Genomic DNA, 21,821 nt, shown 5'->3' on the forward strand with positions numbered 1-21,821 from the left:
CCACAAATTGGCCCGATCGCCTCGCGATTGATGAAAATTGGCGCTATGCAATAGAAATGATCAGTGTGGTCCTTCCCATCCGGAATGATGAGGTTGCGCTGGCCCACGCGCTCGCCGCGCTGGTGCCGGCGGCTGCGGACGGCTCCATCCGCGAGGTGATCGTCGTCGATCGGGGCGCGGACGATGGTTCGATTGCCGTGGCGGATGCAGCCGGCTGCCGTATCCTGCGGGGCGGCGGGCTGCTCGGCGCGGACCTGGCGCAGGCGGCGCGCGACGCGCGGTCCGATTGGCTGCTCTTTCTTTCGCCGCGCAGCATGCTGGAGCCGGGATGGCAACGCGAGGCCCATGATTTCATGGAGCGCGTCGCGATGTCGGGGGCAGGCGGGGAACGGGCGGCCGCCTTCCGGCACGCCCGGCCCGAGTTCGGCTTCGCCGCGCGCCTCGCCGAGTTTGGCGCGGCGCTCCGCTCGCGTCTCCTGGCCTCGCCCGGTCTCGAAGAGGGGCTGCTGCTGCCGGCGCGCCTCTATGGCGCCGTCGGCGGGCATCGGGCAATTCCGGGCCCGACGGATGTCGATCTGGCCCGCCGCATCGGCCGGAGCCGTCTCGTCTTCCTGCGCGCCCGCGCCGTCGTGCGCCGCGCCGAGCCCGAACCAGCTGCTGCCGGCGCGCCCTTCGGCAACCACGCCGTCGAATCCTGAGGCCGGGAGCCTGCCGCCTTCCTTCTGTTATCCGCGCAGCTTGCCGCGCTTCAGATGCTCGTCAAGCCGCGGCATGATCTCGACGAAATTGCAGGGCTGGCTGCGATAGTCGAACTGCGGTCCGATGATGCCGTCCCACGCATCCTTGCAGGCGCCCGTCGAGCCGGGGATCACGAAGATGAAGGTCGTCCCGGCAAGGCCGGCGACGGCGCGCGACTGCACCGTCGACGTCCCGATCTTCTCGAAGCTCAGCCGATGGAAGACGACCGAGAAGCCGTCCATGCGCTTGTCGAACAGCGGCTCGATCGCCTCGGGCGTGACGTCGCGGCCGGTGAAGCCCGTGCCGCCTGTCGTGATGACGACATCGATCTCCGGATCGGCGATCCATTCTTCGACGGCTCCGCGGATCGCGGCGATGTCGTCGGTGGCGATGCGGCGGTCGACCAGGATATGTCCGGCCGCTGAAATCCGCGCGGCGAGCGTCGCGCCGGAGGCGTCGGTCTCCAGCGTGCGCGTGTCGGAGACGGCGAGAACCGCGAAGCGGACAGGGATGAAGGGCAGGGTCTCGTCGAGGCGTGTCACGATTCGCATCTCCCTTGGCGTGAAGACATGATGTCCGGACGCCGTCCTGCCGGCAAATCCGATCGGCCTCAATCCGGCGGCGCGGCCCACTACCCGCCGCCGGCTTGCGTCGCGACCACCCACCAATCCGGTCGCTCAGTAGCGATCCGCTGCGCCGCGCGGTCGGCGGCGTCGCTGTCGGCGAAGATGCCGAACACCGTGGCGCCGGAGCCCGACATGCGCGCGAGGCGGCATCCTTCGGCCGCGCCGACGCGCTCAAGAGCCTCGGCGATCACGGGCGCTTCCTCGATCGCGGGGGCTTCGAGATCATTGCGCGTTTCGGCGCGCAGGAAGGCGGCGAGCCTGTCCGCATTCGGCCGCGGCGGCAAAGTCGGTAGCGGCGTCCCGTCGCGGCGCGCGAGGCGACGGAAGACGGCCGGCGTCGCGACGCCGACGCCGGGATTGGCGAGGACCATGGCGAGCCGTGGCGCTTCCGGCCAGGGCACGATGCGCTCGCCAATGCCGCTGGCGTGCAACGAACGGGAGAGAAGGCACATCGGGACATCGGCCCCCAGGCGCTGCGCCGCCGCCGTCAGGCGCGGATCGTCGAGCGGAATGGCGAGCCGTCCGGCCAGCAGGCGAAGCGCTGCCGCCGCATCGGCGGAGCCGCCGCCGATGCCCGAGGCGACCGGCAGGCGCTTGGTCAGGCGAAAGCCGAGCGGGGGCAGGGGGCCGGCGAAGGCCGCAACGGCATCGCGCGCCCGCAGCACCAGATTGTCGGGACCATCGTCGAGGCCGGAGCCGAAGGGACCGTCGATCGCGAGCGCGGCAGGGGCCTCGTCCACCAGGGCGAGGCTGTCGCCGATCTCGGCGAAGACGACGAGTGAATCGAGCTCGTGATAGCCGTCGGCCCTGCGGCCGGTCACATGCAGCGCAAGATTGATCTTGGCCGCCGCGAAGCCCGCGCCGGCCGCCGGGGCGGATCCGCCGTCCGTCACTTCTCGCCGTCGGCCGCGGGAAGCTCGATCACGAGGCCGGGGAAGATGCGGTTGGGATTGGCGAGCTTCGTCCGGTTCGCCTCGATGAGGCGGGTGTAGAAGTCGCCATCGCCATAATGCTCGACCGCGATCTTCCACAGGCTGTCGCCGGCCTCGATCGTCAGCGTCTTCGGCATGGGCTTGGCCGCGTCGGCCGTGGTCGCGTCTGTGACCGTATTGCCCGTGGCGGACGCGACGCGGCTCTCCTCGACCTTGTCCAGGCCCTTGGCGAGCTTGGCCAGGATGCGCGCCTTGTCCTCGGGCTTCTCCGGGTTGAGGTCGCGGGCATGGGCCCACTGGAAGGTCGCTTCCAGCTGGCGTCCGGCCTTCCAATAGGCGTCGCCGAGATGGTCGTTGATCGTCGGATCATCGGGCAGGAGCGAGACGGCGCGCTCGAGCTGCGCCACGGCCTCGGGATAGCGGTCGGTCTTGTAATAAGCCCAGCCGAGGCTGTCGACGATGTACCCGTCGTCCGGCTTCAGTTCGACGGCCTTCTTGATGAGATCCGTGCCCTCGTCGATGTTGATGCCCTGGTCGATCCAGCTATAGCCGAGATAATTCATGACCTGCGGCTGGTTCGGCGAAAGCTCCAGCGACTTGCGCAGATCCGCCTCGGCCTTCGGCCATTCATTGGCAAGCTGGTAGGCGATGCCGCGATAGTAATAGAGCAGCCAGTCGCGCGGATCGCCGGGCTCGATGACCGAGATCGCCTTGGTGTAATAATCCGCGGCGTCGAGATAGTGCTTATCGCCGCGATAGAGCGTGCCGAGGCTGGTGAGCGCCTCCGGGTCCTTCGGATCAGCCTGCGCGAGCTTCTTCAGCTGACGGATCGCGTCGGGCCGCTTGCCCATCGCGTCGTAGTTGAAGGCGATCTGCATGTCGGCGGTGCGGCGCAGCGGCGAGGTCTTCGAGACCTTGTCGAACGCCTTGGACGAGCGGTCGTAGTCCTGCATGCCCTGCAGCACTTCGGCCAGCGCCATGCGGGCAATGTCGGATTTCGGATCGAGGTAGAGCGCGAGGCGGAGATAGACCAGCCCGGCCTCGTCGCCGCCCTTCTGCGTCGAAAGCGCCGATCCGATACCGTAGAGCACCTCGCCGCCGCCATCGGCGACATTGGCGACCATCGGCGCCGGCTTCTTGCCGGCCGCGATCTCGTCGGAAAGCGCCTTGATGATCGGCAGGGCGACGCCGCTCTTCGCGAACTTGTCGAGCGCCTCGCGAGCCTCGGTCGTCTTGCCGGCGCGCGCCATCATGCGCGCATAGGCTTCGACGACGCGCATCGCCGTCGGATCGGCCTTGTACGCGGCCTGGATGGCGGCGAGCGCCTCATCCTGCCGCCCGGCCACGTCCAGGATCAGCGCTGTATTGAAGCGCTTGAACACGTCGAACCACGGCGGGCCCTGCGTCGTGTCGATGATCTTCAGGGCCGCGTCGGTCTCGCCGCTGCCCTGCGCCGCCCAGGCGGCGAGCAGCGACGAGGTAATGCTGGACAGCTCGTTCCGGTCGCCCTTGTTCAGGCTTTCGGCGCTGTCCTGGTATTTCTTGGCCTTGAGCGCCTGAATGCCGAGCGCAATCTGCGCCATGCGGCTCGCATCGGTTACCTGGACCAGTCGCTCGGCGACCGGGAAGGACTGCTCGACATTGCCGCTGGCGATGAGGAGCGTGAAGGTCCGGTCGAGCAGGAACGGGTTCTTCGGGTCGCGGCTCAGCGCCTCTTCGAAGAACACCGTCGCGGCATCGAGATCGCGATTCTTCGCTGCGTTCATCGCGGCGAGGAAGCTGCCGGAGAGGGTGGTTTCCAGATCATCCGGCAGGAGGTCTGAAATCGTCGTGTCGGCGAAGGCCGCCTGTCCGGCGAAGAAGGAGGCAATGGCCAGACAGGCCGCCGCATAGCGGAGCCGGCGGGCGCGCGATTTCAACATGCGATGCACCGAATATGCTGTCCGAAACCTTCCGGCCCAGCTTCTGGCGGAAGCATGGCTGTTTTGCGGCTGTGCCGCAAGAAGATGGGCCGTGGGGTCAATAGGCGCGCTCGATGCAGAAGTCGACGACTTCGAGCAGCGCGTCCTTGTGGGGAGACTCGGGCAGCGGCGCGAGCGCATCGCGCGAGACCGAGCCGAAATGCCGCGCCCGTTCGACCGTATCCTCGATCGCATGGTGCGAGCGCAGAAGGCCGATCGCCTTTTCGAGGTCGCCCTCGCCGATCTCGCCGCGCTCCAGCGCGCGCTGCCAGAAGGCGCGCTCGCTCTCCGAGCCGCGCCGATAGGCGAGCACGACCGGCAGCGTGATCTTGCCCTCGCGGAAATCGTCGCCGACCTTCTTGCCGAGCTCGGCCGAGGAGCCGCCATAATCGAGCGCGTCGTCGATGAGCTGGAAGGCGAGGCCGAGATTGGTGCCATAGGAGCGGAACGCCGCGCGCTCGGCTCTACCGAGGCCGGCGATAATCGGCCCGACCTCGGCCGCGGCCGAGAACAGTGCGGCCGTCTTGGCGCGGATCACGGCGAGATATTCGTCCTCGGTCGTCGACATGTGCTTGGCGGCCGAGAGCTGCATGACCTCGCCCTCGGCGATGACCGCAGCCGCCGTCGACAGCACGTCGAGCGCATCGAGCGAGCCGACCTCGACCATCATGCGGAAGGCCTGGCCGAGCAGGAAATCGCCGACCAGCACGCTCGCCTGGTTGCCCCAGAGCATGCGGGCCGCCAATTTGCCGCGGCGCAATTCGCTCTCGTCGACGACGTCGTCATGCAGCAGCGTCGCCGTGTGCATGAACTCGACGCTCGCCGCGAGCTTCACATGTCCATCGCCGCGATAGCCGCACAGCCGCGCCGCCGAAAGGGTCAGCATCGGCCGCAGCCGCTTCCCGCCCGACGAGATCAGGTGGTTGGCGACTTCGGGAATCATCGCAACATCCGAGCCGGCCTTGGACAGGATCAGCTCGTTGACGCGGTTCATATCCGCCGAGACGAGCTCGACCAGAGGCTCGATCTTGGCCGAGCCCTTCTTCTTGCCCTCGTCCAGCGAAACTACCAATCCCACGGGGACGCTCCCGGTTGCCATTTTGAGGCGACAATAGGGGGGTAGGTGACGCGGAACAAGGGACACGATCGTTCAACATCCCGCAGGGGACCCGTGAACGCCGGCCAATCGGACAGTGCGGAAGCTCTGTCACGGTGCCCGTCATTGCCCGCAGCCTCCGGGCCACCTACCTTCGAAGAGCCGGCGCAACCGCGCCATGGAGGGCGAAAGACGCTTATGGACGAGCTCATCCGCACCAACGACATGGTCCTGATCTCCTTTGTCGAGGCGCTGCTCAAGGAAGCGGGCATCGGATATTACCTCGCCGACCAGAACATGAGCGTCATGGAAGGATCGCTCGGCGTGCTGCCGCGGCGCGTGCTGGTGCCGAGCAACGAGATCGCCGCCGCGCGGGCGCTGATGACGGAGGCCGGCATCGCGGACGAACTCCGTCCCGCCGGCAAGCGCTAGGCGATGACGGAGGCGCTCGCCGAACCCGAGGCTTTCAGCGTCGATGCCTTTCTCGGCGGACGGGTCGAGGCGGTGCAGCCGCGCGCCGGACACCACCGCTCCGGCCTCGACGCGGTGCTGATCGCCGCCGCCTTCGCCGATGGTGCGGAAGGGCGTGCGGTCGATCTCGGCGCGGGCGCGGGCGTCGCCGGCTTCTGCCTCGCGGCGCGCGCGGCGGCCGTCGACGTGGTTCTCGCCGAGCGCGAGGCCGAACTCGTCGATGCCGCGCGGCGCGCGCTGGAGCGGCCGGCGAATGCGGCCTACCGGGATCGCGCGCATCCCGTCGCCGCCGATATCCTCACGGCGGCCGGACGGCGGCAGGCGGGTTTGCTGCCCGCCAGTTTCGAACTCGCGCTGATGAACCCGCCCTTCTATGAGGCCGGCGCGGTGCGGTCTTCGCCGCGCGCCCAGCGCGCCGCCGCCCATGTCCTCACGGAGGCCGGTCTCGACGGCTGGTTCCGCGCCGCCGCGGCGGTGCTGGCGCCCGGCGGCATCCTCGCCGCGATCCTGCCCACGGCGCGGCTCGGCGATCTCCTGCCGGCGCTGGACGGCCGTTTCGGCGGCGTCCATCTCCTGCCCATCCATCCGCGCGCGCGCCAGCCGGCGCTGCGCGTCATCGCCCGTGCCACCAAGGGCAGCCGAGCCCCGCTCGCGATCCTGCCGGGGCTGATCCTGCACGACACCGATGGCAACGGCTTCTCGGCGCCGCTCAGCGCGATCTTGCGTGAGGGGGCCGCGCTGTGCGACGTCCATCCATGGCCGGCGTGACGATGCGCCGTTGGCGGAGGTTGACGTGACCGATACCTGGTTGGATTCCCTGCGAAAGGTGCTGCCGGCGCGGTTTCGCGGCGACCGCGTCACCATCCCCGTCGTGCGCCTCAACGGCGTCATCGGCCAGGTCTCGCCGATCCGTCCCGGTCTTTCGCTCGCCGGGCTTTCCGCCACGCTGAAGCGGGCCTTCGCGATCAAGAAGGCGCCGCTCGTCGCGGTCGTGATCAATTCGCCTGGCGGCTCGCCCGTCCAGTCCAACCTGATCTTCAAGCGGATCCGCGCGCTCGCCGACGAGAAGAACAAGGATGTTCTGGTCTTCGTCGAGGACGTCGCGGCCTCCGGCGGCTATCTGATCGCGCTGGCCGGCGACGAGATCATCGTCGACGAGAGTTCGATCGTCGGCTCGATCGGCGTCGTCTCCGCCGGCTTCGGCTTCGTCGGCCTCATCGAGAAGCTCGGCATCGAGCGGCGCGTGCACACCGCCGGCGAGAACAAGGCGATGCTCGATCCTTTCCAGCCGGAGCGGCCGGACGACATCCAGCACCTCAAATCACTGCAGCGCGACGTGCACGACATGTTCATCGACCTCGTCCGCGCCCGCCGCGGCACACGGCTCGGCGACGAGCCGACGCTGTTCACCGGCGCCTTCTGGTCGGGCCGGCGCGCCGTCGAGATCGGCCTCGCCGACCGGATCGGCGATCTGCATGGCGTGCTGCGCGCGCGCTTCGGCGACAAGGTCGATCTGCTGCCGATCCAGCCGAGGCGCGGCTTCTTCTCGCGCTTCGGCATGTCGCCGGCCTCGCGCGCCGGAGCCGGCGCCGATCTCGTCGAGGCCGGTCTTGCCGCGATCGAGGAGCGCAGCCTCTGGAGCCGCTTCGGCCTTTGATGGCGCGTCGCCATGCCGCATGAGGCACACCTATTGCAGTGCGGCCCGCGCGGAGTCATGCTTGTGGTTTAAGGCTGATGCCGAAGGAACATCACATGCCGCAGCTTGTCATGGTTGCTCTGCTCGGAACGCTCGGCGTCGTCGCCGCGCGAACCTTCGCCAAGGCACGCGAGCATGCGGCGATCCGCCTGCGCGAAGCCGAACGCGCCATGGCCGACCGGCCGATGGCGACGCTGGTGCAGGACCCGGTCACGGGCGTCTACCGCCCCATCCGCCGGGATTGAGCCGCTCCCTCGCAAGGTGGCACGCTTCCTTCAGCCCTCCCTTGAGGGAGGGCCGAAAGCGCGGAGCACTTTCGGGGAGGGGTAAGCTTCGACGCAGTCGAAGCGTTCTGGCGGCAGGGAACGATCGTCCGATCATCGAGTCGTGAGGTCGCCGTCAGCGGCAGCGTTGGCGGTCGCCGGCTTGCCCCCAAAGCAAATCCAGATCTCCGTCATTCCGGCGAAAGCCGGAATCCATTCAGCCTGAGACGCATCCTCGTCCAGCGCCTCGGCTGCATGGATCCCGGGTCGAGCCCGGGATGACGCCGGTCTATGGGACGGCCTGTGCGTCGCGGGTCGCAACGAGGCTGGCAAGCGCCAACCCCGGAAGAACCTCACCCCCCGACCTTGGAGAAATCCGCCACCGCCAGCGTGGCGTCGCGGATGGCGGTGAGGAGCTTCAGCCGGTTCACGCGGACGGCGGCGTCCTCAGCATTGACGAGCACCTTGTCGAAGAAGGCGTCGACCGGGGCGCGCAGCCGCGCGAGCGCGGCCATGGCGGCAGCGAAATCCTCGCGTGCGACGGCGGCCTTGGCCTCGGCCAGTGCGAAGCGCGCCGCAACATGCAGCGACTTCTCCTCGGCGGCGCCGAGCAGCGCCGGATCGACCTCGCCCTCGAAGCTCTCGCCCTTCTTCTCCTCGGCCTTCAGGATATTGGCTGCGCGGCGATAGCCGGCGAGAAGGTTCGCGCCGTCATCGGTCTCGAGGAACTTGCCCAGCGCCTCGACGCGGCGAACGATGAGAAGAAGGTCGTCGCTTGCGGTCTCGCCACCCGCCGACAGAACCGCATCGACGAGATCGTGCCGCGCGCCGGAATCGCGGAGCTGCACCTTGAGGCGTTCGACGAAGAAGGCGAGGAGATCGGCGAGGGCGCCGGCGCCGCTCTCGTCGAGGCGGCTTCGGAATTCTCGGCCGAAGGCCTCGAGCGAGATGTCGAGATCCTGCTCGCCATCGACATCCTGCTGCGTGACGCCGAGCTGCCGGCGCTCGTAGCGTTCCAGCGCCGTGGCCTCGAGCTGATCGTCGAGGCCGTTCAGCGCCGCCGCAAGGTTGCCGCGGAGCGCCAGACGCAGCCCGTTCTCCAGCACGATCCGGATCACGCCGAGCGCGGCGCGGCGGAGCGCGTAGGGGTCCTTGCTGCCCGTCGGCTTTTCGTCGATCGCCCAGAAGCCGGTGAGCGTATCGAGCTTGTCGGCCAGCGCGACGGCGATCGCGACCGGGTCGGTCGGTACGCGGTCGCTCGGGCCCTGCGGCTTGTAGTGATCCTCGATCGCCGCGGCGACGGAGGGGTTCTCGCCCTGCGCCGTCGCGTAATAGCGGCCCATCAGGCCCTGAAGCTCGGGGAACTCGCCGACCATTTCGGTAACGAGGTCGAGCTTGGCGAGCCTCGCCGCGCGCTTGGCGAGTTCGACATCGGCGCCGACCAGCGGCGCAAGCGCGGCGGCGAGCGCCTCGATCCGCGCGATGCGCTCGGCCTGCGTGCCCAGCTTCTCGTGAAAGACGATCTCGTCGAATTTCGGCAGCCGGCTGTCCAGCGGCGCCTTCAGATCCTGCTCGTAGAAGAACTTGGCGTCGGAGAGGCGCGCGCGGATGACGCGGCCATTGCCCTCCGTGATTGCCTCGCCGCCATCGATCGCCTCGATGTTGGAGACGAGCACGAAACGGTTGGCGAGCGCGTCCGAACCGCCCTCCCGCACAACGAAGCACTTCTGGTTGGCGCGGATCGTGGCGCGGATCACCTCCGGCGGGATCGCGAGGAATTCCTCCTCGAACGTCCCGACCAGCACGACCGGCCATTCGACCAGCCCCGCCACCTCGTCGAGCAGCCCCTCATCCTCGACCAGTTCGAGGCCGAGCGCCGAGGCGCCCGTCTTCGCGTCGGCCAGGATGATGTCCTTGCGCCGGTCGGCATCGAGCACGACCTTCGCCTTTTCCAGCTTCTCGACATAGTCGTCGAAGCGCCGCACGACGATCTCGCCGGGCGCCAGGAAGCGGTGGCCCTGCGTGACATTGCCCGAGCGGATGCCGTCGACCTCGAAATCGACGATCTCCGGCTCCTCGGTCTCCGGCCCGAAGGTGCACAGGATCGATTGCAGCGGGCGCACCCAATGCAGCGTGCCCGAGCCCCAATGCATGGATTTGGGCCAGGGGAACGAGCGGATGATCTGCGGGATAGCCTCGGCGAGGACATCGGTCGCGTGGCGGCCGTGCTTCTCGATGATGGCGACGTAGAAATCGCCCTTTTTCGGATCCGACTGGATCGTCGCCTGATCGATCGAGGCGAGACCGGCGCTGCGGAGGAACCCCTGGATGGCCGCGTCGGGCGCGCCGACCTTCGGGCCCTTGCGCTCCTCGCGGGTCGCCGCCGAATGCGCGGGCACGCCATGCACGACGAGCGCGAGCCGCCGTGGCGTCGCGAAGGCCTTGGCGCCTTCATAGGGCAGGCCGGCATCGACCAGCGCATTGGTGACGAGCTTCTTCAGATCATCCGCAGCCTTGCGCTGCATGCGCGCCGGGATTTCCTCGGAGAAGAGTTCAAGCAGGAGATCGGGCATCAGTTCTTCCCTCCGGCTTCCGTCTCGAGCCAGGCGGCGCCGCAGGCCTTGGCAAGTTCGCGTACGCGCAGGATGTAGCTTTGCCGCTCGGTCACCGAGATGACGCCGCGCGCATCGAGCAGGTTGAAGCGGTGGCTCGCCTTGATGCACTGGTCATAGGCGGGCAGCACCATCTTGTGGCGCTGGTCGCTGGCGTCCGGCGCCGGCGTGCCGGCTTCGAGCAGCAGGCGGCATTCCCTCTCCGCGTCCTCGAAATGCCGCTTCAGCATCTCCGTGTCGGCGAATTCGAAATTGTGCCGGGAGTATTCCTCCTCGGCCTGCTTGAACACGTCGCCATAGGTCACCTTCTCGGCGCCCTCGCGGCCGTTGAAATTGAGCTCATAGCCATTGTCGACGCCCTGCAGATACATGGCGAGGCGTTCGAGGCCATAGGTCAGCTCGCCCGAGACGGGGCGGCACTCGATGCCGGCGACATACTGAAAGTAAGTGAACTGCGAGACTTCCATGCCGTCGCACCAGCACTCCCAGCCGAGGCCGGAGGCGCCGAGCGTCGGGCTCTCCCAATCGTCCTCGACGAAGCGGATATCGTGCAGCTTCGTATCGATGCCGATCGCCTTCAGGCTCTCCAGATAGAGTTCCTGCAAATTCGGCGGGTTCGGCTTCAGGATGACCTGAAACTGGTAATAATGCTGGAAGCGGTTGGGGTTCTCGCCATAGCGCCCGTCCTTCGGCCGCCGCGAGGGCTGCACATAGGCGGCGCGCCAGGGCTTGGAACCCAGCGCGCGCAGCGTGGTCGCCGGATGGAACGTACCGGCGCCGACCTCCATGTCGTAGGGCTGCAGGATGACGCAGCCATAATCGGCCCAGAAGCGCTGCAGCACCAGAATCAGGCCCTGGAAGGACCGGTCGGGCCGCATATGGGGAGGGAGAGTCTCGGACACCGGATCGATCTCGAAGAGGAAGCGGCAAGGCCGCTGGAAAGGCGGCGCACCCTAATCGCGCGACGCGCGCAAGGTCAAGAAAGGCCGGGCGTCGCGCCCGCCTCCGCAACGCGCTATGCTGCGCGCTGACGTCGGGAGAAGCGCATGGCGGACGATCCAGACGACGTGTTCAGCCGCGCGCATCACCATGCGCTGGCCTTTCGTCGCGGGCTCGACGACGGTCCGCAGCGGCCGACGGCCGATTATCGCGTGATGCTCGACCGGTTCGCGCAGGCGCTGCCGGACGCCGGCCAGCCGGGCCCGGCCGTCATCGACGACCTCATGGCTCGGATCCGACCGGGCCTTGCCGCGATGGTCGGCCGGCGCTTCTTCGGCTGGGTGATGGGGGCTTCGCATCCCGTCGGCGTCGCCGCCGACTGGATGGTGAGCGCGTTCGGCCAGAACGCCGGCAACCATGTTGCCTCGCCGGCCAGCGCCGCGGCGGAGGCCGTCACCGCGGGATGGCTGCTCGACCTGCTCTCCTTGCCGCGCGAAGCGTCCGTCGGATTCGTGACCGGCGCCACGGTCGCCAATTTCGTCTGCCTCGCGGCCGCCCGCAAAGCGGTTCTTCGGACGGCGGACTGGGATGTGGAGGCGGATGGTCTGTTCGGCGCGCCGCCGATCACGGTCCTGATCGGCGCGGATGCACATGCGACGGTCTTCTCGGCGCTGCAATTCCTCGGCCTCGGCTCGAACCGCGTCCTGCGCCTGCCGACCGATGCGCAGGGTCGGATCCGGCCGGCCGACTTCGCGGAGCGGGCGAAGGCCATATCGGGCCCGTCGATCGTCATTCTCCAGGCCGGCCAGATCAGTACGGGCGCGTTCGATCCCTTCGCGGAACTGATCCCGGCCGCGAAGGCGGCGGGGGCATGGGTCCATGTCGACGGCGCCTTTGGCCTGTGGGCGCGTGCCGCGCCGAATTACGCGGCGTTGACGCATGGCATCGAGGGCGCCGATTCATGGGCGACCGACGGCCACAAATGGTTGCAGACGCCCTATGACCTCGGCTTCGCCATCGTCCGCGACGCGGAGGCGCATCGGCGCGCCATGACCATCGCGGCGAGCTATCTGCCGGCGGTCGCCGAGAGTGAGCGCGATCCGTCGCATTATGTTCCGGAGCTGTCCCGGCGCGCCCGCGGCCTTCCGGCCTATGCGATGATCCGCCATCTCGGACGCAAGGGCATCGCCGATATGGTCGAGCGCCATTGCCGCCTCGCGGCGCGCCTTGCCGATCGGCTGCGGCAGGAGGAGGGCATCGCGATCGTCAATGACGTCGTGCTTAACCAGGTCGCCGTCCGCTTCGGCGCGGGGCTGGCCGACGAAACCGCCGACGAACTGACCCGGCGCACGATCGCGGCGCTCCAGGCCGGCGGCGTTGCCTTCGCCGGCGGCGCGCAGTGGCGCGGCCGCTGGATCATGCGCCTCTCCGTCATTTCCTTCCCGACCACGGAAGCCGATATCGATCGGGCGGCCGATGCGATCATCGCCGCGTGGAGACCCATCCGCGACGCCGCTTGACGCAGCGCAAGGGGTTCGCAGGCCGTCACGGTCCACTATGCTGGTGTCGACGCAGGTCCATGCCGGGAGAAGGGCGCATGTCGCAGTTCAAGGCCGTGACGATCCGCAAGGACGAAGCCGGTGTGCAATCGGTGGGATTCGCAACGCTGGCGGATGAGGATCTGATGCCGGGCGACGTGACGGTCCGGGTCGAGCGCTCCACCGTGAATTACAAGGACGGGCTGGCGGTGACCGGACGCGCGCCGGTCGTGCGCCGCTTCCCGATGGTGCCGGGCGTCGACGGCGTTGGCGTGGTGGAAGAAAGCGCCAGCGACCTCTATGCCGTCGGCGACCGCGTGTTGATCAATGGCTGGGGCATCGGCGAGACGCATTGCGGCGCCTGGGCGGAGCGGGCGCGCTGGAAGAGCGAATGGCTGCTTCCCATGCCGGCGGGCTTCACGAGCGACGAGGCGATGGCGATCGGCACGGCGGGCTATACCGCGATGCTGGCGGTGCTCGCGCTGGAGCGGCACGACATCCGTCCATCCTCCGGTCCCGTGCTGGTCACCGGCGCGAGCGGTGGGCTCGGCTCGATCGCCGTCACCTTGCTCGCCGATCTCGGCTATCACGTCGTCGCCTCAACCGGGCGGCCGGAGCAGGCGGATTATCTGAAAGAACTCGGCGCGGCGGAGATCATCGACCGCGCGGAGCTTGCCGCGCCGGGCAAGGCGCTGTCGCGCGAGCGTTGGATCGGCGCCATCGATGCGGTCGGCGGCCAGACGCTCGCCAATGTCCTTTCCATGATCCGCTATGACGGCGCGGTGGCGGCCTGCGGCAATGCCGGCGGGCTCGATCTGCCGGCGACGGTGGCCCCGTTCATTCTGCGCCGCATCACGCTCTATGGCATCGATTCGGTCTATGTGCCGAAAGCCATCCGCCTCGTCGCCTGGGACCGGCTCGATCGCGATCTCGACCGCGCGAAGCTCGCCCGCGCCACGACGCGCATCCCCTTCGCCTCGGTCATCGACGCCGCGCGGGAGATCGTCGAGGGCAAGGTGCGCGGACGGCTGGTGGTCGAGATCGGCTGATGGTTGGGCGGCGAACCGCGCCGCCCAGCAAAGCCATCCGGGCCGTCGGTTCTAGAATTCGATTTTGAGGTTCGCGTTGAAGCCGTTCTGGGTCACCCCGTCGCCGAACTGGCCGGCATAGGCGACGCCGAGCGTGGCGCTGGTGCCGAGCTTGACGTCGAGCCCCGCCTGGAGCACGGCGGCATTCTGGGCGATCGGGACACCCGCCACGGTGAAGGCATCCGAACCGGCGAATGTCTGCGTCGCGAGCGGCGTGATGTCGCCGAAGGCGTAGCGCCAGCCGATCTCGCCGCGCAGCGTCGCGTCGAGGGCGGCGAATGCCACTTGTTGCGACAGGCGCAGGCCGAGCGTGGTGAAGCTCGTGCCCATGCTGGAGCTTGGGGCCGACAGCGCCGCCAACCCGCCATCCTCGGTGTAGCCGTCGTCATGCAGATGCACATAGGCGAGGTTGGCGAAGGGCTCGATCGCCGCGTAGGCCGTGTCGACCCGCCAGCCGAGTTCGCCGAAGGCCTGCATCGTGCCGGCGTCATAATGGGCCGCAAGCTGGTCGGCATAGCCGCTGAAGGCAATCGCGCGGTTCGTCTCGATGGCCTGCCACGTATAGGCGAGCCCGGTGCGGAGCGCGATCTCGCCCGCCGGAAGTCCGCCCCATGTGTTGCCGCCATAGACGCCGAGATGCCAGTTCTCGCTGTCCCCCGAGGCATTGCGATCGGTCAGGCTGAAATTCGTATAGCTGTAGCCGCCGGCGAGGCCGACGCGCCAGCTGTCGCCGAGCGTGGTATCGGCGCCGATGAGCATCCCGCCGGTCGATCCCGAAATCTCGGCTGCATTGCCATCGCCGGCCATCTCGCCCCACGAGCCGAAGCCCGCGGTCCACACGGCGAGGCCGTCCGTAGCGGTCGGGGTCCCAAGGGTCGCGCCGCCGCTCGAGCCGTAGCTGGCGACCTGATCGGTCGATGCCGCGACGCCGCCTTGCGCGGCGCGGAGGCGTCCATCGAGCGCATTGCGGATCAGGCCGCTCTGCTCGACGAGCAGGCCTTTGGCCGAAGCGTTCACTTCGCCGGGAAGCTGCTCGAAGGCCCAGCGCGCATTCGCGGCATCGAGAACTACCAGTTGCCCGTTGAGACCGACCGCGGCCGAATCGAGCGCGTTCGCCGCCGCCGCCTGGTTGGCGGTCTCGGCCACCGAGGCGAAAGTCACGCCGCTCCGCACGATATCGAGCTGCAGGCCGCCGCTATCCGCTGTCGTGGCCACGTCGAGGAAGGGATACGGCGCATCGACCGAACCGAAGCTCGGCGCGATCACGTCGAAATTGCCGACGACGCCTCCTCCCGCGCTGATGAGCTGATAGCTGGCAAATCCCGGCGTCCATTCCGCCATCGGTGCGACATAGAGCGACGCGTTGTCGACGAAGACCTGGCCGCTCGCCGCGACGAGATCGCTGGTGCCGCCGGCGCCGAGCTCGGCGACATAATAGGATCCCGGCTGAAAGAAGACATTGCCCTGCACGGACGCCGTTCCGATCGAATGGCCGGGCGAGACAGCGCCTCCGGTGGTCAGGTCTCCGGTGATCGTGCCGTTGCCGTTGAGTACACCCGAATTGGCGAAATTGCCGTCGACGGTCCCGTCATTGGAGAAGGTCCCCGCATTCGTCACATTACCGACGATCGTGCCGAGATTGGCGACGCTGGCGCCGGAAGCGACGGCGACCGGCGCCGTCACCGTCGCCTGGAACGTCGCCGAGCCGGCCGATATGGTGATCCCGGCGGGGAGCGTCATGTTGGCCTGGAAAGTGATTCCGCCGGGACCATCCAGGGTGAGCCCGCCTATGCCGGTAAACGCGCCGGCGAATGTCGCGTTGTCGGGCGTCGAAAACACCGAATCGCCGGCAAGATAGACCGGCAGGTTGGTGGCGAAGCTCGACGGCATATCGAAATCGCCCACGGCCGAAAGATAGGGCGAGAATGAGATGCCGGCGCCCTGCGGATCGGTCGCGGAATAGCCGACAAACCCGCCGACGGCATCGAAGACATAGGTGAAGGAGGCAAGGACATAGATGCCCGCATTCACGCCGCCGCCAGCAAGCCGGGCGAACTCCGGTGTCGCGGGCGGGTTGTCCGTCCCGCCCACGACGAAGCTGTAGCCGACGGCCTCGGTCCCGCCGAAATAGACGGACACCTGCGTCCCGTCGGGGGCGCAATTGAAAGACGCATTGCTGGGGCATGGGACGGATTGCGCCGCGATGGAGCTGCCGAGGTCCGCCCACATATATTGCAGCCCGGTATCGACCAGAATCGACGAGGACGACGACGTTCCATTGACGACCACCGAGCCCTGCGGCGTCTGCCAGTTGGGCGCCGTCGCGCCCGTGGTCGGCTGGAGCTGCACATAGGCATAGCCGGTTCCGGCATTCGCGCTCGTCAGGCCGGCCTGTATGCCGTCGGGCGTAATGACATAGCCCGAACGCACCGTGCCTTCGTCCATCCCGGTGATGTGGAGCAAGGGGTTGTTGTTCAGCGAGGGCAGATAGTCGGGTCCCCAGCCCGTGTCCGGGCGGCCGAACCCGATGCCAATCATATGGGCGCAGCCGGCGTCGGCCGAGGCGCAGGAAACGCCGCCAGGATTTGCGGTATCGTAATATTCGGCCGCGACAAACACCGCAACCTGCGCCGTGGCCAGGTTGCCATGGCCATCATCGCTGTCGGGAAAGGTGACGGTCTGCGTCGTCCATGTACCGAGCGCGTAATTGCCACTGCTGCCATATTCGATCTTCTGCAGATTGGACGACTGCTGGAAGTCCGGCATCAGATATTGCGGCAGGACCATCCCCTGCGAGCCCGTATCGAGCTGGTATTCGACCGCAGGCCCGCCGGCGACAGAAGCCATCACATAGAGCGCGGCCCCGGAGCTATCGAGGTTCGAACTCTTGGAATAATTGATCGTGTAGGATGTCGTGTAGCTGTCGTAGAGGTTCCAGCTCGGCGTCTGCTGGGCCCATGCGTGCCCAACGTCGACCCCGGCAAACAGGACCATAGCCAAGACTATCCGCGGAATAGTCATCGGTGCCCCCATCGCGCCATTCCTGCAGCCATCCTGCATCATCGGGACAGCGAAGCAAAGCCGGGCTGATGATGAGGCTGCAATAAATTCAGCCGATCGACCGGGAGAAGTCCGAAAAGTGCGATGAGATGCTTTGTCTTGTGGGGCGCGGGGCGCATAGGCCGTCGACGGACACAGCGCTTGGCGGGCCCGTCGGGGATGGAGTTGAGCGGCGACGGCTCAGGAAGCCTCCCTCGGGAGGGAATTCAGGGAAGACGGATCGCCGCGGCCGGCTCCGCTCAGCTCCAGCCGCCGCCATAGGTCTTGTAGAAGATGTGGTGGCCGATCTTCTGCATCTTCTTCATCGTGCGGGCCCAGCGCGGGCGCACATAGTTGGCGTGGTAGTGCGTCGACGAGCCGACCTTGGCGTTCCACCAATTGTCTTCATAGAGCACGCGATGCGCGAGCTCCTGCGCCTGGCGCCATGACCCCATGTCGGTGATGCGGTCCTTGATCCCGTCGCAGGCGAAGGAAAACTGGCAGGCGTTACGCATGTCCTTGTTCTGGTAGACGACGCCGCAGATCGTGTTCGGATAGGCGGGGTTCTTCAGACGGTTGATCACGACCTGGGCGACGGCCAGCTGGCCCTGCGCCGGCTCGCCGCGCGCCTCGAAATAGATCGCCGTCGCCAGGCACTTCTGCTCGGTCTTCGAGCGTGCATTCGGCGGGATCGGGTTCATCACCCACCAATGATCCGGCTTGCCATCGGCGCCGATGCGGGACGGCCCGTTCATCAGCGCGCGGAACGGTGCTTCGAGCGTCGTCGTGTCGTCGGCATTGGCATAGGCCGAGACGGCATCGGCGGCATCGCCGCGCCCGCGCCGGCCCTTGCGCTCGACCGGCGCGATCGAGGCGAGCGTCACGGTCGGGTTGGCGATCTTCTTCTTCGGCAGCGGCGCGGCCTCGGCAACGGCCGTGTCCTTGCTCCCCTCGCGTGGCGCGAGCATTGCGGCGTTCGCCGCGTCGCCGGCGGCGAAGGCGATGTTCTCGCGCTTCTCGCCCAGCGTCCCGGCGGAGAATTTCACATAGGTCACCTTGGCCGGCTTGAGCGGCACGGTGATGTCGGCCTTGGCGATGCGGTTGACCTCAGGGGCGGTGAAGGGCGGCGCCGAGACCAGCCCCTCGCGCAATATGTCGAGCCGCGGCTCGATCAGGACGCCCTCGCTCCGCGCGAGCTTGGCGTCCTTCGCGTCGGAATCGCCGATATCGGCGACATAGGCTTCGCCCGCCGGCGCCGGAACGATCCGCGCCAGCCAACGTTCCTTGATTGGAAGCTCCTCGCCGAAGAGATCGGCGACGTCCTGGAACGCGACCTCGCGGGCGTCGAGCGGCAGCAGCAGGATCGTCAGGAAGAGGGAGAGGAGCACGGCGCGCGCCGGCGAGGGGCGCGGCTTGCGAGGGCGAAGGGCCAGGCGCGGATCCCGGCCTGCCGGTACGCCTGAGCGCGATGCGTAATAGGTTCGCTGCTCGCTCGGTAGCATCAGGCACGCAACTCCACGCGCACGGGGCCGGCAATGCCGGCGTGTCTTGCCGGTGTGTCGCTCCGGCCACTTCCATAAAAGTTGATGGATTATCCTAAAAACGAGGTTAACGACCTGTGCCGTCCTGGGACTGGCGCCGCGTCAGGCCGCGCTTTCGCCCCGGCGCTGGGCCTCGATCTCCGCCTGCGCGGCGGCAAGGCGGGCGACGGGCACGCGGAAGGGCGAGCAGGAGACGTAGTCGAACCCGGACTCCGCGAAGAAATGGATCGAGGCGGGATCGCCGCCATGCTCGCCGCAGACGCCGAGCTGGAGATCCGGCCGCGTCGCCCGTCCCCGCTCGACGGCGATGCGGATCAGCGCCCCGACGCCGTCGCGATCGAGCGTCGCGAAGGGGTCGCTCGGCAGGAGACCCATCTGGAGATAGGTGTTGAGGAAGGTCGCGGCGTCGTCGCGCGAGATGCCGAAGGTCGTCTGTGTGAGGTCGTTGGTGCCGAAGGAGAAGAACGCCGCGCTGCGGGCGAGCTCTCCTGCGGCGAGCGCGGCGCGCGGCAGCTCAATCATCGTCCCGAGCATGAAGTGCGGCGCACGCCCGTGCAGCTTCTTCACCTGCGCCTCCGATTCGCGGATGCGCGCATAGATGAGGTCCAACTCCGCCTTGGTCGCGACCAGCGGCACCATGATCTCGAGCTCGACGGCCTGGCCGAGCCGGTCGCCGACTTCGAGCGCCGCCTCCAGCATGGCGCGCACCTGCATCTCGACGATCTCCGGGAAGGAGATGGCGAGACGCACGCCGCGATGGCCGAGCATCGGATTGGCCTCGGCCAAAGCCTGCGTGCGCGCGCGGATGCGGGCCGGCGAGATCTTCATGATCGTCGCCAGCTCTTCGATCTCGGCGTCGCCGCGTGGCAGGAATTCGTGCAGCGGCGGATCGAGCAGGCGGATCGTGACCGGCAGGCCGTTCATGATCTCGAACAGCGCCTCGAAATCGGCCTTTTGCATCGGCAGAAGCCGCGTCAGCGCGTCGGCGCGCTCGGCCGGCGTCTCGGCGAGGATCATCTCGCGCACGACCGCGATGCGGCGCGCGTCGAAGAACATGTGCTCCGTACGGCAAAGGCCGATGCCCTCGGCGCCGAAGCTGCGGGCGGCGCGTGCATCGGCGGGCGTGTCGACATTCGTGCGGATCTTGAGCCGCCGGATCTCGTCGGCCCATTGCATGATCTCGGCGAAATCGCCGGAGAGCTTGGGTTCGCGCAGCGGCACGGCGCCGACGAGCACCTGGCCGGTGCCGCCGTCGATGGTGATCATGTCGCCGCGGCGCACCGTGCGCCCGCCGGCCGTCATGGTGCCGGCCTGCAGGTCGACCCGGATCGTGCCGGCGCCGGACACGCAGGGCTTGCCCATGCCGCGCGCGACCACGGCCGCATGGCTCGTCATGCCGCCGCGCGTCGTCAAGATGCCGCGGGCGGCGTGCATGCCGTGCACATCCTCGGGGCTCGTCTCGACGCGCACCAGAATGACCTTGCGGCCCTGCGCGCGGGCAAGCTCCGCCTCGTCGGACGAGAACACGACGGAGCCCGACGCGGCTCCCGGCGAGGCGGGAAGGCCGCGGGCGAAGAGATCGCCTGCGGCGTCCGGATCTATTGTCGGGTGCAGAAGCTGGTCGAGCGAGCGCGGCTCGATCCGCATCACCGCCTCGGCCTTCGGGATCAGCCCCTCATGCACCATGTCGACGGCGGTCTTCAGCGCCGCATGTGCCGTGCGCTTGGCCGGCCGCGCCTGCAGCATCCAGAGGCGGCCGCGCTCGACGGTGAATTCGAGGTCGAGCACGTCGCGATGATGCCGCTCGAGCCGCTCGCAGACCTCGCGAAACTCGGCGAAGGTCTCGGGCATCGCCGCTTCGAGCGAGGGGAGATCGGAGCCGGTCTCGCGCCGCGCCGCTTCGGTCAGGTCCTGCGGCGTGCGCGTGCCGGCGACCACGTCCTCGCCCTGCGCATTGGGCAGGAACTCGCCCCAGAGCACCTTCTCGCCCGTCGAGGGATGGCGCGTGAAGGCGACGCCGGTTGCGGAGGTGGCGCCGAGATTGCCGAACACCATCGCCTGCACCGTGACCGCCGTGCCGGCGTCGGGCGAAATGCCGTTGATGCGGCGATAGACAGCCGCGCGCGGATTGTTCCACGACGCGATGACGCCGCGGATCGCGCCCCAGAGCTGCTCCTCGGGCGATTGCGGGAAGGCGATCTCCAGCTCTTCGAGCACCAGCCCCTTGAAGAGGTCGCAGATCGCCTGCCAGTCGTCGGCACTAAGCTCCTCGTCGAAACCGACGCCCTTGGCGAGCTTGAAATCCTCGAGCCGCTCCTCGAACACGCTCTGGTCGACGCCGAGCACGACGTCGCCATACATCTGCATGAAGCGGCGATAGCTGTCGAAGGCGAAGCGGCGATCGCCCGAGGCGCGCGCGAGGCCCTCGACCGTCTGGTCGTTGAGGCCGAGATTGAGCACCGTATCCATCATGCCGGGCATGGAGACGGCGGCGCCGGAACGGACGGATACCAGCAGCGGATCGTTCGCGTCGCCGAACCGGCGGCCGGTGATGCGGCCGATACCCTCGACGGCCGCCTGCACTTCGGCGGCGAGTTCGGCGGGGAAGTCGCGGCCATTGGCGAGATAGCGCTGGCCGATCGCGGTGGAGATCGTAAAGCCCGGTGGAACGGGGAGGCCGAGTGCGCTCATCTCGGCGAGGCCGGCGCCCTTGGAGCCGAGCAGTTCCTTCAGCGCGATCCCACCTTCGGCCGTGCCTCCGCCGAACGTGTAGACCCATTTGACCATCACCAGAGCTCCCCGGCGGCGCGATCCGCGCCCGTGATCTAGCTAATTCAGCCGCTTGCCGCGCTGCAACACGAATTAATTCGCGCCGAACGCGATGGCTGCGTCAAGCGGACGCGCGTCGGTTCATGCGGAGGGCCGCGTCAGAACGAAGGCGGCGGAGAGGAGAAGCACAACCGCCACGATCGCGGCGAGCGTGGGCGAGGGCGTGACGACATACCAGAACACCGCATAGCCGCCGGCCATCGAGACGACGGCGAACATCTTGGCGCGCTTGCCGATCGCGCCATTCTCCCGCCAGCGCATCACCGGCGGGCCGAAGACCGGATGGTTCAGCAGCCAGGCCTCGAAGCGCGGCGAGGAGCGCGTGAAGAACCAGGCTGCCGCGATCATGAACACCGTCGTCGGCATGACCGGCAGGAAGATGCCGATCACGCCGAGCGCGACCATCACCCAGCCGGCTGCGAACAGCAGGTGACGCTTCAGCGGCGTCACGA

17 protein-coding genes are annotated in these 21,821 nt (G+C 67.9%); 7 read left to right on the top strand and 10 right to left on the bottom strand.

Features of this window, described 5'->3' with window-relative positions:
• Positions 1–56 precede the first annotated feature (56 nt).
• Positions 57–698, top strand: coding sequence for a glycosyltransferase (locus GGR25_RS08110; protein ID WP_183398239.1), 642 nt, complete (start codon positions 57–59; stop codon positions 696–698).
• A 27-nt stretch (positions 699–725) separates the two neighbouring features.
• Here the strand turns inward: GGR25_RS08110 and moaB are convergent, their stop codons facing one another.
• The 4 genes from moaB to GGR25_RS08130 all read right to left on the bottom strand — a co-directional run bounded on the left by moaB (position 726) and on the right by GGR25_RS08130 (position 5,335).
• Positions 726–1,289, bottom strand: a complete 564-nt coding sequence (gene moaB, locus GGR25_RS08115; protein WP_210299848.1) for a molybdenum cofactor biosynthesis protein B — start codon at positions 1,287–1,289, stop codon at positions 726–728.
• 80 nt (positions 1,290–1,369) lie between these two features.
• The gene (locus tag GGR25_RS08120) at positions 1,370–2,257 is read right to left on the bottom strand and encodes a 4-(cytidine 5'-diphospho)-2-C-methyl-D-erythritol kinase (protein WP_183398241.1); all 888 of its coding nucleotides are present in this window, start codon (positions 2,255–2,257) and stop codon (positions 1,370–1,372) included.
• Positions 2,254–4,218: a tetratricopeptide repeat protein gene (locus tag GGR25_RS08125; protein ID WP_183398242.1), complete on the bottom strand. Its 1,965-nt coding sequence runs from the start codon at positions 4,216–4,218 to the stop codon at positions 2,254–2,256. Before GGR25_RS08125 ends, GGR25_RS08120 begins: the two co-directional genes overlap by 4 nt.
• 97 nt (positions 4,219–4,315) lie before the next feature.
• On the bottom strand, positions 4,316–5,335 hold the full coding sequence (locus GGR25_RS08130; RefSeq protein WP_183398243.1) for a polyprenyl synthetase family protein: 1,020 nt from the start codon (positions 5,333–5,335) through the stop codon (positions 4,316–4,318).
• A 216-nt stretch (positions 5,336–5,551) separates the two neighbouring features.
• Between GGR25_RS08130 and GGR25_RS08135 the strand changes: the two genes are divergently transcribed.
• The 4 genes from GGR25_RS08135 to GGR25_RS08150 all read left to right on the top strand — a co-directional run bounded on the left by GGR25_RS08135 (position 5,552) and on the right by GGR25_RS08150 (position 7,765).
• Complete coding sequence (locus tag GGR25_RS08135; protein WP_183398244.1) at positions 5,552–5,785, top strand: putative signal transducing protein; 234 nt, start codon at positions 5,552–5,554, stop codon at positions 5,783–5,785.
• A gap of 3 nt (positions 5,786–5,788) precedes the next feature.
• Positions 5,789–6,592: a tRNA1(Val) (adenine(37)-N6)-methyltransferase gene (locus GGR25_RS08140; protein WP_183398245.1), complete on the top strand. Its 804-nt coding sequence runs from the start codon at positions 5,789–5,791 to the stop codon at positions 6,590–6,592.
• A gap of 25 nt (positions 6,593–6,617) precedes the next feature.
• Entirely contained in the window at positions 6,618–7,481 is an 864-nt protein-coding gene (locus GGR25_RS08145; RefSeq protein ID WP_343067998.1) for a S49 family peptidase, read from the top strand.
• 95 nt (positions 7,482–7,576) lie between these two features.
• A complete protein-coding gene (locus GGR25_RS08150; protein WP_183398247.1) occupies positions 7,577–7,765 on the top strand; it encodes a hypothetical protein in 189 nt (62 codons plus the stop codon).
• Between the two features lie 371 nt (positions 7,766–8,136).
• Here GGR25_RS08150 and glyS read toward each other — a convergent pair whose 3' ends face one another.
• Positions 8,137–10,356, bottom strand: a complete 2,220-nt coding sequence (gene glyS, locus GGR25_RS08155; RefSeq protein WP_183398248.1) for a glycine--tRNA ligase subunit beta — start codon at positions 10,354–10,356, stop codon at positions 8,137–8,139.
• Positions 10,356–11,273 carry a glycine--tRNA ligase subunit alpha gene (locus GGR25_RS08160; protein WP_183398643.1) on the bottom strand — a complete coding sequence of 306 codons (918 nt, stop codon included), beginning with the start codon at positions 11,271–11,273 and terminating at the stop codon, positions 10,356–10,358. Before GGR25_RS08160 ends, glyS begins: the two co-directional genes overlap by 1 nt.
• A 168-nt stretch (positions 11,274–11,441) precedes the next feature.
• Between GGR25_RS08160 and GGR25_RS08165 the strand changes: the two genes are divergently transcribed.
• On the top strand, positions 11,442–12,854 hold the full coding sequence (locus tag GGR25_RS08165) for a pyridoxal phosphate-dependent decarboxylase family protein (protein WP_183398249.1): 1,413 nt from the start codon (positions 11,442–11,444) through the stop codon (positions 12,852–12,854).
• Between the two features lie 77 nt (positions 12,855–12,931).
• The gene (gene acuI, locus GGR25_RS08170; RefSeq protein WP_183398250.1) at positions 12,932–13,921 is read left to right on the top strand and encodes an acrylyl-CoA reductase (NADPH); all 990 of its coding nucleotides are present in this window, start codon (positions 12,932–12,934) and stop codon (positions 13,919–13,921) included.
• Positions 13,922–13,972: 51 nt separating this feature from the next.
• Here acuI and GGR25_RS08175 read toward each other — a convergent pair whose 3' ends face one another.
• The 4 genes from GGR25_RS08175 to GGR25_RS08190 form a co-directional block, all read right to left on the bottom strand.
• Positions 13,973–16,954 (bottom strand): autotransporter outer membrane beta-barrel domain-containing protein, encoded by a 2,982-nt coding sequence (locus GGR25_RS08175; RefSeq protein ID WP_246409465.1) that lies wholly within the window; start codon positions 16,952–16,954, stop codon positions 13,973–13,975.
• Positions 16,955–17,259: 305 nt separating this feature from the next.
• Positions 17,260–18,387 carry a cell wall hydrolase gene (locus GGR25_RS08180; protein WP_210299850.1) on the bottom strand — a complete coding sequence of 376 codons (1,128 nt, stop codon included), beginning with the start codon at positions 18,385–18,387 and terminating at the stop codon, positions 17,260–17,262.
• A 255-nt stretch (positions 18,388–18,642) separates the two neighbouring features.
• Positions 18,643–21,327 (bottom strand): pyruvate, phosphate dikinase, encoded by a 2,685-nt coding sequence (gene ppdK, locus GGR25_RS08185; RefSeq protein ID WP_183398253.1) that lies wholly within the window; start codon positions 21,325–21,327, stop codon positions 18,643–18,645.
• A gap of 123 nt (positions 21,328–21,450) precedes the next feature.
• Positions 21,451–21,819, bottom strand: a complete 369-nt coding sequence (locus tag GGR25_RS08190; RefSeq protein WP_183398254.1) for a YbaN family protein — start codon at positions 21,817–21,819, stop codon at positions 21,451–21,453.
• Positions 21,820–21,821 lie beyond the last annotated feature (2 nt).

Source organism: Kaistia hirudinis, from assembly GCF_014196455.1.
In the GTDB taxonomy this organism is placed as follows: domain Bacteria; phylum Pseudomonadota; class Alphaproteobacteria; order Rhizobiales; family Kaistiaceae; genus Kaistia; species Kaistia hirudinis.